Origin of the sequence: Mycobacterium sp. IS-1590 (assembly GCF_001500025.1) — a bacterium.
Lineage (GTDB): Bacteria > Actinomycetota > Actinomycetes > Mycobacteriales > Mycobacteriaceae > Mycobacterium.
The window spans coordinates 1-13,703 of sequence record NZ_LQIW01000022.1; the positions used below are offsets into that span (position 1 = coordinate 1).

Below are 13,703 nucleotides of genomic sequence, written 5' to 3' on the forward strand. Positions count from 1 at the left end.
CGGGGGCGGGGCCTCGCCGTCGGAGGTGGAGTCGGCGGCCTGCTCATCCTGGTGGTGGCGCTGTTCCTCGGCGTCGACCCTGGCACGGTGATGCCCCAGCAGGGCCAGTACGACAGCCAGGGTGTGCAGGCGCCCGGTTTCGACTTCAGCCAGTGCAAGACCGGTGCCGACGCCAATGCGATCCCCCAGTGCCGCGTACTCGCCACCGGCAACTCACTCGACGCGATCTGGCCACAACTGATGCCCGACTACACCCGACCGGGCGTTCATCTGTTCACCGGGAGCGTCAACACGGCGTGCGGGCAGGCCACCAGCGACGTCGGACCGTTCTACTGCCCTGCGGATCAGACCGCCTACTTCGACGTCGGTTTCTTCGACGTGCTGCGTGACCAATTCGGTTCCAGCGGCGGTCCGTTGGCGCAGGAGTACGTGGTTGCCCACGAATACGGTCACCACGTACAGAACCTCACCGGCGCCCTTCGGCAGTCGCAGGGTCCCGGCGCCGCGGGCCCCACCGGCGGCGGTGTTCGCACCGAACTGCAGGCCGACTGTTACGCCGGGGTGTGGGCGCACTACGCCGCCATCACCAAGCAGGAAGGCACCGACGTCACGTTCCTGGAGCCGTTGACCGACAAGGACATCGCCGATGCGCTGTCGGCTGCGGCCGCGGTGGGCGATGACCGCATCCAGAAGCAGACCACGGGCCGCGTCAACCCGGAGGCGTGGACGCACGGATCGGCCGCGCAGAGGCAGAAGTGGTTCACCGAGGGCTACCGCACAGGTGATCCGAAGGCCTGCGACACGTTCGCCACGAACGACCTTGGGTAGGTCGCCCACGGCCGTCGATGCCGTCGCCGAACGCTACCTGGACACCCTTGCCGCACTCGACCCTTGCGCGGCAACGAAAATGGGCATCACCGGCCACGACCGCAACTATGACGAGGACATCACCGACTACTCCCCCGACGGCGTCGCCGCGCGTGCCGATGCTGCCCGCGCCGCGTTGCGCGAACTGGACGCGGTCACCGCCGAGGACGCCGTCGACGAGGTGACGATCGCGGCGATGCGCGAGCGCCTCGGGATCGTCGTCGGACTCAACGAGGCCGGCCTCGATCTGGGCGAACTCAACGTCATCGCCTCACCGCTGCAGAGCATGCGCGCCGTGTTCGACCTCATGCCCACCGACACCGCCGACGACTGGGCGGTGATCGCGCGCCGGTTGTCGCGGGTGCCCGACCGTGTCGCCGGATATACCGAGGCGCTGCGCGCCGCGGTGACCGACGGCCACCCTCCCGCTGTGCGCCAGGTCGCGCGCGGCATCGAACAGTCCGCAAGCATCCAGTACCTGTTGGTGGACATGGTCGCGTCCGCGGTCCCCGAAAACCCGACACTGCACGATGATCTGCAAGAGAAGGCGGCGAACGCCGCGAACGCCTACCGCGAACTCGGCAGGATCCTCGGAGACGAGATCGCACCGCATGCGCGGGCCGAGGATGCGGTCGGCCGGGACGTCTACCGGCTGTGCTCGCAGTCGTTCCTCGGCGCCGAAGTCGATTTCGACGAAACCTACGAGTGGGGCCTGGATCGGCTGAACGGCATTGTCGCCGAGCAGGAAAAGCTTGCCCAGCAGTTGTATCCCGGAACGTCGATCGCGGACGCTCTGCGGCGCCTGGACGGCGAGGAGCGTTACCTCATCCACGGCGTCGACGCGCTGCAGGCCTGGATGCAAGACCTCTCCGACCGCGCTGTCGAGGCGCTCGCCGACACGCATTTCGACATCGCCGAACCACTGCGCCGGCTCGAGTGCCGGATCGCGCCGACGCACACCGGCGGCATCTACTACACCGGTCCCTCGGAGGACTTCAGCAGACCGGGCCGGATGTGGTGGTCGGTTCCCTACGGCGTCGACACCTTCCACACGTGGCAGGAGACGACGACGGTGTTCCACGAGGGGGTACCGGGCCACCACCTGCAGATCGGGCGCGCGGTCGTGCGCGCCGATGAGCTCAACCGGTGGCGGCGGCTGGGCTGCTTCGTATCGGGCCACGGTGAGGGCTGGGCGCTGTACGCCGAACGGCTGATGGCCGAACTCGGTTGGCTCGACGATCCCGGCGACCACATCGGAATGCTGGACGCGCAACGCTTTCGGGCCGCGCGAGTCGTCATCGACATCGGTGTGCACTGCGGTATGACCGCACCCGACGGCACCGTGTGGGATGCCGAGAAGGCATGGCATTTCCTGGTGTCCCACAGCGCGATGAACGAGGAGCACCTGCAGTTCGAACTCGACCGCTACCTCGGTTGGCCGGGACAGGCGCCGTCGTATGCGATCGGCCAGCGAATCTGGGAGCGGCTGCGTGACGAGACGCTGGGCCGCGGTCTGTCGCTCAAGGAGTTCCACGACCGCGCCCTGGATCTCGGCGGATTACCGCTCGATGTGCTCCGGTACGCGTTGATGCGCGATTTCGCCTCCGGCTGAGCCTCTTTCGCCGCCCGGTCGTACGCCCTAGCGTGGACGCGTGGAGTCTGTGACCGTCACACCGAACCTCACCATGCTCGTCGTCAACGGCTGGCAGGTCTACGCCTGGCGCGACGGCGACTCGGTCACCCTGATCGACACCGGGGCGCCGGGATCCGGCGCGGCCATCGTCGAGGCGGTACCCGGAATCGATCGGATAGTCCTGACGCACGGGCATGTCGACCACATCGGCTCGGCGGCCGAACTTCACCGATCGACCGGGGCTCCCGTCGTCGCCGGCGCCGGTGACGCCGCGGCGATTCGGGGCGGTTCCCCGCTGCCCCCACCGGTGTTCGAGGACTGGGAGGTGCCGATCCACGCGCGCGTCGCCGCGGGCCTGCCCGACGCGGCCGACCCCGTGCCCGTCGACCGGGAGCTGCGCGACGGCGACATCCTCGACTTCGGCGGCGGCGCGCAGGTGCTGTCGATACCCGGCCACACCGAGGGCAGCATCGCGATTCATCTTCCGCAGCACGGCGTGCTGCTCACCGGGGACACCATCGCCAACGTCGGCACGCTCATGCTCGGCACCTTCAATCAGGACCGTGCGCGCACGGTGGCGTCATTCCGCCGCCTCGCCGCCCTCGACACCGACACGGCGTGTTTCGGACACGGCGAGCCGATCGTCTCCGGTGCCGGCGCCCGGCTTCGCGAGGTCGCGGCCACGCTGAGGTGACCGGCCCCATCCGAATCGCCCGGCGAGTACCGTCACCCGTGGTTAAGGAGACATTCATGCGCATCGCAATCGCAGGAGCGACGGGAAACATCGGCGCCCGCACCGCCGCAGCGCTGGAGCGCGGCGGCCACGACGTCGTCCGCATCAGCCGCTCACTCGGGGTCGACCTGATGTCCGGTGAGGGCCTGGACGCGGCGCTGACCGGCGTGCACGCCGTCGTCGACACGATCAGCGCACCACCGGTCGATCGGGACGGCACCATCGAGTACTTCGGCACCAGCACCCGCAACCTGCTCGCCGCCGAGCAGCGCGCCGGTGTCGGTCACCATGTGCTGTTGTCGATCGTCGGCATCCACGACATCGAGGGCAACCCGCACTACGCGGGCAAGCGGGAACAGGAGCGACTCGTCGCCGACGGTCCGGTGCCGTGGACGATCGTGCCCGCCACCCAATTTCACGACTTCGCGGCCATGGTCGCCGGCTGGTTCGAGCAAGACGGCGTGTCCACCATCGCCCCGCTTCTCGTGCAGCCCATCGCACCCGACGACATCGCCGAGGTGCTCGCCGAGGTCGCCGTCGGCCCACCGCAGGGCCGGTATGTCGATGTCGCGGGGCCCGAGACCCAGGACCTCGTGGACATGGCGCGCCGGACGCTGGCCGCCAGGGGCCGCCAGGTGAAGCTGGTGCCGACCTGGTCGGGCATGTTCGGGCTGTCGATGGCCGGAAATGTGTTGCTGCCGGGTGAGAATGCGCGTATCGCCCCCACGACATTCGACGACTGGCTCGCCTCAGGCGCCACCTAGATCAGGAGAACTGGATGACCAACGACACCCCGCTCGCCGGAAAAGTGGCCTATGTGACGGGCGCCGCCCGCGGACAGGGCCGCCAGCATTGCGTGCGGCTGGCCCGCGCCGGCGCCGACATCGTCGCGATCGACGCGTGCGGTCCGGTCGCCGAGCACAACGGCTATCCGCCCGCGCTCCCAGAGGACCTCGCCGAAACCGTCAGCCTCGTCGAAGGTGAGGGCCGCAAAATCGTCGCCGACCGGGTCGACGTCCGCGACCTCACCGCACAGCAGCGGGTGGTCTCCGACGCGATCGAACAGTTCGGCCGCCTCGACATCGTCGTCGCCAACGCCGGGGTGATGAACTGGGGTCGGCTGTGGGAGATTTCGGCGCAACAGTGGCAGGAAGTCCTCGACGTCAACCTCACCGGTGTCTGGAACACGATCAAGGCCGCGGTGCCGCCGATGATCGAGGCGGGCAACGGCGGGTCGATCATCACGATCAGTTCGGCAGCCGGCATCAAGGCCGTCCCCGGCTGCGGTCACTACTGCGCCAGCAAGTTCGGCGTCGTCGGGCTCACCAACTCGTTGGCGGTCGAACTCGGCGAGTTCGGCATCCGGGTCAACTCGGTGCATCCGTACGGCACCGACACCCCGATGGGCAACGACACGTCGATGTGGCAGGTCTTCGCCGATCACCAGACCTACATACACAGCTTCTCCCCCGGTGCGCTGCCCACGGAGTCGCTGGCGGACCCGGACCTGATCTCCGACATCGTGGTCTGGTTGGCCAGTGACGCCTCGTCACTGCTGACCGCGGCCCAAATCCCCGCCGACAAGGGCTATCTCAAGATCTGAGCTTGCCGCGCGTCTGAACTTGTGTGCCACATTCCGGCGAATAACCGTGCAGAGGTTCAGTTTCGGCGCCCTGGGCACCGCCCCCGTTACAGCCGCGACTGCTCCTTGATCGCCGTGTCGCTGGTGCGCAGCGGCCGGATCAGCGCGTCCTGCGTGAAGGATGCGATGAGCTCACCGGCCTCGGTGTGCACCGTGCCGCGCACATACGACATGCCGGCGCCCACCTGGGTGCTCTCGTGGCTGTAGAGCAACCACCCGTCGAACCGGAACGGCTCGTGGAAGCTGACCGACACCGTCATCGGCGCGGTCGAGACGGTGACGTGGGACTGCGCGGTGCCGATACCCTCGTGCGCGCGCATCGTCGTCGAAATACCAAGGTGCCCGGTCAGATACGCGATGAGAGCCTTTGCGAGCTCGTCGCGGTCGGGGGTCTTGTCGTAACGCACCCAAGCGTACAGTTCCGGCGGGCCCACCTCGTCGGGGCTGTTGACGTCGACGACATCGACCAGCCGGATCTCACGACCGGCCATCGCCATCCGCGCGTCGTTCGCCTCGGCAGCTGATTTCACGTCGGGCCGCGGCAGCGCGTGGCGGATGACGTCATCGGTCGGGACGTCGGTCAGCACGGTGACGGTGATGCAGCGCTTGCCGTTCTGCTTGGCCGCGACGACCGCGGTTGCCGTGGAACGGCCTTCGTTGACGACGTCGATCTCCAACTCGACCGGCCCGGCCGCGACCATGACCGCCCGCGAGAACACCGCATGCGCCGATCGCACCGACTTGCCCTCGAAGCGCTTGGCCACCGCCACGATCGCCTGGGCGAGCACCTGGGTGCCCTCGACCACCTGCCGGTCCTCCTCGCCGGCGGGCCCGGTCTCGGCGATGAATCGGTTGTCGCCGTCCGAGCGGACGTCGAACAGGTCGAGCAGGGTGTCGACGGTCCACTGTTGCTGCGCTGAGTCTGTCGTCATGACAAGGAACAGTAACCGAGCTTCTGCGAAAGCGGTAACGTCGTTACCAGTCGATTTCGAGCCGGAAGGTGACGACCATGGCCAAGCCGAGCGGGCGCCCCGCCGCGGGCGCCACCCGCACGGCCGAGGCCGATCCTCGGCCCAAGCGCTTCATGAAGTCGGCATTGGCGATCCTCGGCGAGACCGGGCGCACCGACTTCACCGTGCTCGAGGTGGTCGAGCGGTCGAAGACCTCGCTGCGGTCCTTCTACCAACACTTCTCGACCAAGGACGAACTGCTCCTCGCGCTGGTCGACAAGATCATGTCCGAGTCGACGCGCCGCTGGCGCCAGGACACCGCCGGGCTGCCGGCCGCCGCGGCCCTTCGCGTCCTCATCGACCGGATCTGTACCCCGCCCGAGACCACCACGCAGGACAAAGTCAACCGGGGCTTGACCAACTACAACGACCGCCTCGCCGAGACGCTGCCGCGGGAGTACGCCCGGGTGCTCTCGCCGGTTTACGAGCTGATCACAGACATCATCAACCGCGGCATCGCCGAGGGTGTCTTCCGGTCTGACCTCAACGTCGACGCGCGGGCCGCGCTGATCATGCAGTCCGCGCTGGGCGCGATCCGGTTACAGGTGCTCGGCGCGGAACTCAGCGGGGCACCGGTCGGCGCCGACGACATCTACGACTTCTGCCTCAGCGGGCTCACCGGACGCGACACGAACGCTTGACCTGCGCCGCACAAGCCGAGAACCAGCCTCTCCGGTACGGCTGTTTATGCTGGTCCGAAAGTGGTAATGTCATTACCACCCACAGCCAATCAGACTTTCAGGAGGCGAACATGACACGCCAGCTTCCGTATCCCGTCTTCGACGCGGACAACCACTTCTACGAGCCCAAAGAGGCGCTGACCAAGTTCCTCCCGGACCACCGCAAACACGTCATCGACTACATCGAGGTCCGCGGCCGGACCAAGATCATGGTGCGCAACCAGGTCAGCGACTACATCCCGAACCCGACGTTCGAGGTCGTCGCGCGCCCGGGCGCCCAGGAGGAGTACTTCAAGCACGGCAGCGGCGGCAAGAGCTTCCGCGAGGTGATGGGTAAGCCGATGAAGGCGATCCCGGCGTTCCGCGAACCCGCCGCGCGACTCGAGGTCATGGACGGCCTCGGCCTGGACTACTCGCTGATGTTCCCCACCCTGGCCAGCCTGGTCGAGGAACGGATGAAGGACGATCCGGAGCTGATCCTCGACGTGATCCATGCGCTCAACGAGTGGATGTATGAGACCTGGCAGTTCAACTACGAGGATCGGATCTTCTCCACGCCGGTGATCAACCTCGGCATCGTCGACCGCGCCCTCGAGGAACTCGAGTGGTGCCTGGAGCGCGGCGCCAAGACGGTCCTGGTCCGGCCGGCGCCGGTGCCCGGGCTCAAGGGCACGCGCTCGTTCGGGCTGCCCGAGTTCGACCCGTTCTGGGACGCGTGCGTCAAGGCCGGTATCCCCGTGTCGATGCACGCCTCAGACTCCGGCTACGCCGAGTACCTCAACGACTGGGAACCCGCCGACGAGTACCTGCCGTTCAAGCCGACGGCGTTTCGGATGGTGTCGATGGGCAAGCGGCCCATCGAGGATTCGATGGCGGCGCTGGTGTGCCACGGCGCGCTCACCCGCAACCCCGATCTGCGGATCTTGTCGATCGAGAACGGCGCCGACTGGGTGCCGTACCTGTTCAAGCAGTTCGAGGGCGTCTACAAGAAGATGCCGCAGGAGTTCCCCGAGAATCCGATCGAGGCGTTCAAGCGCGGCGTGTACGTCGCGCCGTTCTGGGAGGACGACTTCGCCAAGATGGCCGATCTCATCGGTGTCGACCGGGTGATCTTCGGTTCGGACTGGCCGCACCCGGAGGGGCTGGCCGAGCCGACGCATCTGATCGACGACCTGCAGGGCCTCGACGAGGAGGGCCAGCGCAAGGTCATGGGCGGCAACATGATCGAGTTGTTCAAGGTTCCCAACGAGATCGTCCACAACCCCGACGTGCCCGCGCTCGTCATCCCCGCCTGAGTTCAGGCACCGTCGCGAACGTGCGTGTCATTTCATCGACACGCACGTTCGCACGATTACGAAAGAGAGCCCGTGACCGACAGCGCGAACAACGGCACGAACCCTGAGGTACTGCTCTTCGCCTCGACGACACAGTCGTTCCTCGAGAAGGAAGTGCCGCTGAGCCGGATACGGCAGATGCACGACGCCGGAACCTCGTTCGACGCCGACTGGTGGCGTCGAGCCGTTGAGCTCGGCTGGACCAGCCTGCTGGTCCCCGAGGAACTCGGCGGCGGCAGCGTATCCGGTAGCGGTGTCACGGATCTGGCGCTGGTCGCCGAGATCGCCGGCAAGACCGTCGCTCCCGGGCCACTGCACCCGGTGAGCACCGTGCTCGCCGGGCTGGTCGAGGCGCCCGCCGGCCACGAGGAATCCATCGCGGCGCTGGTCGCCGGCGACGCGGTGGCCAGCTGGGCGGTGTACGAGCCCGGACGGTCGTGGTCTCCCCTGACGCCGACGGTCACCGCCACCGCGACCGACGGCGGGTTCCGCATCGACGGGGTCAAGGACCGAGTCGAGGCCGGCGCGGACAGCGGATTGTTCTTGGTGACAGCACAATCCGACGACGGTCTCCGGCAGTTCCTGGTGCCCGCCGACGCACCGGGTGTGCGGGTGGAGCCGCAGCGCTCGATCGACATGGTCAAAAGTTACGCGCGCGTGCACTTCGACGGGGTCGAGGTCGAGGCGGGCGCGGCGGTCGGCACGGCCGAACAGACACCGGCCCTGATCGAGCGCCAATCCCAGATCGCCACAGTGCTGCAGTGTGCCGAAGTGGTCGGAATCCTCGATACGGTGCTGGCCTTCACCATTCAGTGGGGCTTCGACCGGCATTCGTTCGGTCGCCCCCTGGGTTCGTACCAGGCCCTCAAGCACAAGTACGCCGACCTGAAGATCTGGTTCGAAGGATGCCGGGCCACGACCAACGCCGCGGTGGCCGAGGTGGCGGCGCGGACCGCCGGTGCGGCGATGGCCGTCAGCGTCGCGAAATCCTATGTGGGTGAATACTCGCCGGGCATGTTGCAGCTGTGTGTGCAGCTGCACGGAGGGATCGGGGTGACGTGGGAGCACGACCTGCACCTGTTCCTGCGACGAACCACGTTGAACCGCTCGATGTTCGGCACCCCCGAAGACCACAACCTGCGGGTTTACGCCCTCACCAAGAACCTGGAGCAAGCGTCATGACCGACACGACATCGGCCCCGGCCGCGCCGGCCACCGCAGAATCGGTCGAGGAGTTCGCGGCCCGGGCTGAGGCGTGGCTGGCGGACAACATGCCGCCGATCGACCCGAACAACCCACCCGAACACGACCGCGGTGAAGAGGAGCCGTGGCTGCGCGCGCGGGAACTCCAAAAGCGGTTGTGGGAGGGCGGATTCGCCGGTATCTGTTTTCCTCGAGAGTACGGCGGGCTCGGCCTGCCGATCGCCTACCAGAAGGCGTTCGACAACGCGTCCCGTTGCTACGAGCTGCCGATCATCCTCAACACCCCGACGTTCACCATCTGCGCGGCCACCATCCTCGACACCGGCAGCGAGGAGCAGAAGCGCCGGCACATCTCCGCGGCCCTGCGCGGCGACGAGGTGCTGGTGCAGCTGCTGTCGGAACCCAGCGGCGGATCCGACCTCGCCGGTGTGATCACCCGCGCCGACCGCAAGGGTGACAAGTGGGTGATCAACGGGGCGAAGACTTGGAGCACAAGCGCTTTCGCCGCCGATTACGGGTTGATGCTCGCGCGCACGAACTGGGATGTGCCCAAGCACGAGGGTCTGACGATGTTCCTGGTGCCCATCAACAGCCCCGGCATCACGCTGCGTCGCATCAAGCAGGTCAACGGATCCGTCGAGTTCTGCGAGGAGTTCTTCGACAACCTCGAACTCGGCGACGACGCGGTCGTCGGTGAGGTCAACGGCGGCTGGCACGTCGCCTCACGGCAGCTGTATCACGAGCGGCGCGCCGTCGGTGGCGGATCGGAGTTCGCCAGCGGGATCGGCGCCGAGGGCAAATCCGATGTCCCGATCAATTACGTTGAGCTGCTGGAGAAGGCCGGTCAAGCCGGCAATGTCCGGCTGCAGGAGATGGCCGGGCGCGCGTTGGTGCACCGGACGGTGCGCGAACAGCTGATCGACCACGTCTACCACGGTGTGCTCGACGGCTCGCTACCGCCGGCCGCCGGGTCGATCATTCGCATCGCGCACGCCGACGTCCATCACGTCGAGTTCGACACGGCGCTGGCGATCACCGGGAGCGCCGGCGTGGTCGACGTCGACGGCGTCCTGATCCGCCACGGCGAGCGTTACCTGTCGCGGCAGGCCGCCGCGCTGGGCGGGGGCACCACCGAGATCGCGCGCAACATCATCGGCGAGCGCGTGCTCGGCTTCCCCCGCGAACCCGCCGCCGATCGCGACGTGCCGTTCAAAGAGGTCAAACGCAACCGGGGCTGATGTCCCTCGCCCCCGCCACCTTGTCTGGGCTCAGAACAGGGTGGGCTGCAGGGTCGGGACCGGCGAAGGCGCGGGCGGTGCGTCCGCGGCGCGAAACGACCGGCGGTCGGGCGCCAGGCCGTGTTTGGTGACGAGCGGTGCCGCCCTGTCGTGCAACATCTTTCGATAGTCCGACGGCAGGTATGCGCCGCGGCGGTACAACTCGCGGTACTTCGGGACCAGTTCGGGATGGGAGCCGGCCAGCCAGTTCATGAACCAGCCGCGCGTGGAACCGCGCAGGTGCAGCCCGAACACGGTGACACCGGTGGCGCCGGCCGCCGCGATTTCGGCGAGCAGCCCGTCGAGGTGCTCGGCCGAATCCGTCAGGTGCGGCAACACCGGAGCCACCATCACATGACAGTCCAGCCCGGCGTCTCGGATCGCGGCGATCATCCCGAGCCGCGCTTGCGGCGACGGTGTGCCCGGTTCGACCTCCCGGTGCAGCACGGGGTCTCCGACGGCAAGCGAAACCGCCACGCTGACGTCCACCTGACGGGCGGCCTCGCGGATCAGCGGCAGATCACGTCGCAGCAGGGTGCCCTTGGTGAGGATGGAAAACGGCGTACCGGAATCGGTCAGCGCCGAAATGATCCCCGGCATCAGCGCGTAGCGGCCCTCGGCCCGCTGGTACGGATCGGTGTTGGTGCCCAGCGCCACCGTCTCGCGCTGCCACGACCGCCGCGACAACTCGCGGCGCAGCACGTCGGCGACGTTGGTCTTGACCACGACCTCGCTGTCGAAATCGCTACCCGAGTTCAGATCGAGATACTCGTGCGTGGGCCGCGCGAAGCAGTACCGGCAGGCGTGCGAGCACCCGCGGTAGCCGTTGACGGTGAACCGGAACGGCAGCATCGACGGAGCCGGCACCCTGTTGAGCGCCGATTTGCACAGCACTTCGTGGAAGGTGATGCCCTCGAACTGCGGCGTCCGCACGCTGCGCACGAAACCGATACGCTGCAGTCCGGGCAGCGCACCGTCGTCGACGCCGACACCCTGCCCATCCCATCGCATACACTCGATTCGAACTCACGTTCGATAGGATGTCAAGGTCGACGCGCGCGCGAGCCGGCGGTGAGCTGACAGAGAGGGGCGGTGTGCCGACCGAGGGCTACGACGAACTGGCTGACGACGAACTGGCTGGCGACGAACTGGCTTCCGAGCAGCGCTACGTCGACGGGTTGTACGCGCGACTCGACACCGAACGCGCCCGCGTGCGCAAGCACTACGACGCGGCGCTGCGCGGTGACGGCGGCTCACTGGTCGACCGCGACGCCGAGGTGCGCGCGGTGGCCAAGCGGATGAACCGGCTCAACGTCGCCGACCACGGGCTGTGCTTCGGCCGGCTGGACAGCGTCACGGGCGATCGCCTCTACATCGGTCGCATCGGGTTACTCGACGAGGCCAACGAGTACGAGCCGCTGCTCCTCGACTGGCGGGCACCCGCGGCGCGCCCCTTCTACGTCGCCACCGCGGCCCACCCCGAGGGCATGCGCCGACGCCGCCAGTTCCACTCCATCGGCCGTCGCATCACCGATTTCACCGACGAGACGCTGGGCCGGCCCACCGAAGGCGCGCAGGGTGACGCCGCGCTGCTGGCGGCGGTCAACGCGCCCCGCGGCGAGGGCATGCGCGACATCGTCGCGACCATCCAATCCGAGCAGGACGAGATCATCCGGCTCGAGCACCCGGGCGTCCTGGTGATCGAGGGCGGCCCGGGCACCGGCAAGACCGTCGTCGCATTGCACCGGGTCGCCTACCTGCTCTACACGCAGCGCGAGCGGATGGAACGCCACGGCGTGCTGGTGATCGGCCCGAACACCGCGTTCCTGCGCCACATCGACCGGGTGCTGCCCTCGCTCGGCGAAACCAACGTCGTGTTCATGACGACCGGCGACCTCGTTCCCGGCCTGCGGGTCACCGCCGAGGACTCCCCCGACGCGGCGCGGGCCAAGGGTTCGCTGACGATGCTGGACGTGCTGGCAGCGGCGATCGCCGACCGGCAACGGGTTCCCGAAGAACCGGTGCCGATCAAGCTCGCCGACGTCACCGTGCGGATCGACGCAGAGACGGCCGAGTGGGCCATCCAGGAAGCCCGCGACAGCGGCTTGCCGCACAACGACGCGCGCGCGGTGTTCGTCGACGTCATCACCTGGGTGCTCACCGAGCGTGCGATCGCCCGCATCGGCAAGGGCTGGCTGACGCGCGACGACAAGGCGGCGTGGGAACACCTGCGTGCCGAGCTTCTCGACGAACTCGACGACCATGAAGCGTTCCACACCGTCCTCGACGATCTGTGGCCGCAGCTGACGCCGGAGGCGCTGCTGGCCGGGCTCTACGAGTCTGCCGAACGGCTCAGTGCCGCAGGCGCTGACGAGTCCCTGTTGCGCGCGCACGGCGATGCGTGGACGGTGTCGGACGTGCCGCTGCTCGACGAACTGGTCGACATGCTGGGCGGGATCGAACCCGACGCCGCGGCCGAGACGCAACGCAAGGAGGAGGCCGCCTACGCCGCGGGCGTGCTGGACCTGATGGTGGCCCGCGAGGACCTGATGGACGACGAAGACCATCTGATCGCCGCCGACCTGCTCGACGCCGAGGATCTCGCCGAACGGTTCGTCGAGCGCGACAACCGCGATCTCGCCGAACGTGCTGCCGCAGACCGTGATTGGACGTACCGCCACGTCGTCGTCGACGAGGCGCAGGAACTCTCGGAGATGGACTGGCGTGTGCTGATGCGTCGGTGTCCCAGCAAGTCCTTCACCGTGGTCGGCGACCTCGCGCAACGCCGGTCGGCCGCCGGTGCCACGTCGTGGGGCGCGATGCTCGATCCGTACGTGCCCGGGCGCTGGATATACCGGCCGCTGTCGGTGAACTACCGCACACCCGCCGAGATCATGGACGTCGCCGCGGGCCTGCTCGCCGAGTTCGCCCCCGACGTGCGGCCGCCCGAATCGGTTCGCGCATGCGGTGTTCGGCCATGGGCCCGCCTCGTCGACGACGAGGAGCTGCCCGCCGCGATCGAAGAGTTCCGCCGCGACGAGGACGGCCGCGAGGGAACCAGCGTCGTGATCGGACCCAGGGGAATGGGCGGGACGGTGTCGCCCTCGGAGATCAAGGGATTGGAGTTCGACGCGGTTCTGGTCGTCGAGCCCGGACGGATCCTCGCCGACGGTCCGCGCGGAGCGGCCGACCTCTACGTCGCGCTCACCCGAGCGACACAGCGGCTCGGTGTGCTGCATACCGAGCCGCTGCCACCCACGTTGAAACTGTCTGTACTGGAGACTTTGGAGACCGTGACCGATTGATCGGTCCGGATGCCTACCG

12 protein-coding genes are annotated in these 13,703 nt (G+C 67.8%); 10 read left to right on the plus strand and 2 right to left on the minus strand.

Going from position 1 to position 13,703, the window contains the following annotated elements; all coding sequences use genetic code 11:
* The 5 genes from ypfJ to AU197_RS14570 all read left to right on the plus strand — a co-directional run.
* Nucleotides 1–828 (plus strand): KPN_02809 family neutral zinc metallopeptidase (gene ypfJ, locus AU197_RS14550; RefSeq protein ID WP_064403418.1); only part of this gene is annotated, 828 nt, incomplete at its 5' end.
* On the plus strand, nt 821–2,479 hold the full coding sequence (locus tag AU197_RS14555; RefSeq protein WP_064403419.1) for a DUF885 domain-containing protein: 1,659 nt from the start codon (nt 821–823) through the stop codon (nt 2,477–2,479). The genes ypfJ and AU197_RS14555, both read left to right, overlap by 8 nt.
* Before the next feature lie 40 nt (nt 2,480–2,519).
* Nucleotides 2,520–3,194, plus strand: a complete 675-nt coding sequence (locus tag AU197_RS14560) for an MBL fold metallo-hydrolase (RefSeq protein WP_064403420.1) — start codon at nt 2,520–2,522, stop codon at nt 3,192–3,194.
* A gap of 56 nt (nt 3,195–3,250) precedes the next feature.
* On the plus strand, nt 3,251–3,997 hold the full coding sequence (locus AU197_RS14565; RefSeq protein ID WP_064403421.1) for an SDR family oxidoreductase: 747 nt from the start codon (nt 3,251–3,253) through the stop codon (nt 3,995–3,997).
* Nucleotides 3,998–4,011: 14 nt separating this feature from the next.
* Nucleotides 4,012–4,836: a mycofactocin-coupled SDR family oxidoreductase gene (locus AU197_RS14570; protein ID WP_064403422.1), complete on the plus strand. Its 825-nt coding sequence runs from the start codon at nt 4,012–4,014 to the stop codon at nt 4,834–4,836.
* An 86-nt stretch (nt 4,837–4,922) separates the two neighbouring features.
* On the opposite strand, the gene AU197_RS14575 is transcribed toward AU197_RS14570, so the two are convergent.
* Nucleotides 4,923–5,807, minus strand: coding sequence for an acyl-CoA thioesterase (locus tag AU197_RS14575; RefSeq protein ID WP_064403423.1), 885 nt, complete (start codon nt 5,805–5,807; stop codon nt 4,923–4,925).
* Between the two features lie 77 nt (nt 5,808–5,884).
* Here AU197_RS14575 and AU197_RS14580 point away from each other — a divergent pair, with 77 nt between their 5' ends.
* The 4 genes from AU197_RS14580 (at nt 5,885) to AU197_RS14595 (ending at nt 10,340) form a co-directional block, all read left to right on the plus strand.
* A complete protein-coding gene (locus AU197_RS14580) occupies nt 5,885–6,526 on the plus strand; it encodes a TetR/AcrR family transcriptional regulator (protein ID WP_064403442.1) in 642 nt (213 codons plus the stop codon).
* A 110-nt stretch (nt 6,527–6,636) separates the two neighbouring features.
* Entirely contained in the window at nt 6,637–7,860 is a 1,224-nt protein-coding gene (locus tag AU197_RS14585; protein ID WP_064350815.1) for an amidohydrolase family protein, read from the plus strand.
* A 72-nt stretch (nt 7,861–7,932) separates the two neighbouring features.
* A complete protein-coding gene (locus tag AU197_RS14590) occupies nt 7,933–9,081 on the plus strand; it encodes an acyl-CoA dehydrogenase family protein (protein WP_064403424.1) in 1,149 nt (382 codons plus the stop codon).
* Entirely contained in the window at nt 9,078–10,340 is a 1,263-nt protein-coding gene (locus AU197_RS14595) for an acyl-CoA dehydrogenase family protein (RefSeq protein ID WP_064403425.1), read from the plus strand. Before AU197_RS14590 ends, AU197_RS14595 begins: the two co-directional genes overlap by 4 nt.
* A 30-nt stretch (nt 10,341–10,370) precedes the next feature.
* Here the strand turns inward: AU197_RS14595 and AU197_RS14600 are convergent, their stop codons facing one another.
* Nucleotides 10,371–11,390 carry an Rv2578c family radical SAM protein gene (locus AU197_RS14600; RefSeq protein ID WP_064403426.1) on the minus strand — a complete coding sequence of 340 codons (1,020 nt, stop codon included), beginning with the start codon at nt 11,388–11,390 and terminating at the stop codon, nt 10,371–10,373.
* Between the two features lie 83 nt (nt 11,391–11,473).
* Between AU197_RS14600 and helR the strand changes: the two genes are divergently transcribed.
* On the plus strand, nt 11,474–13,684 hold the full coding sequence (helR, locus tag AU197_RS14605; protein WP_502687882.1) for an RNA polymerase recycling motor ATPase HelR: 2,211 nt from the start codon (nt 11,474–11,476) through the stop codon (nt 13,682–13,684).
* The last annotated feature ends 19 nt before the right edge of the window (nt 13,685–13,703 follow it).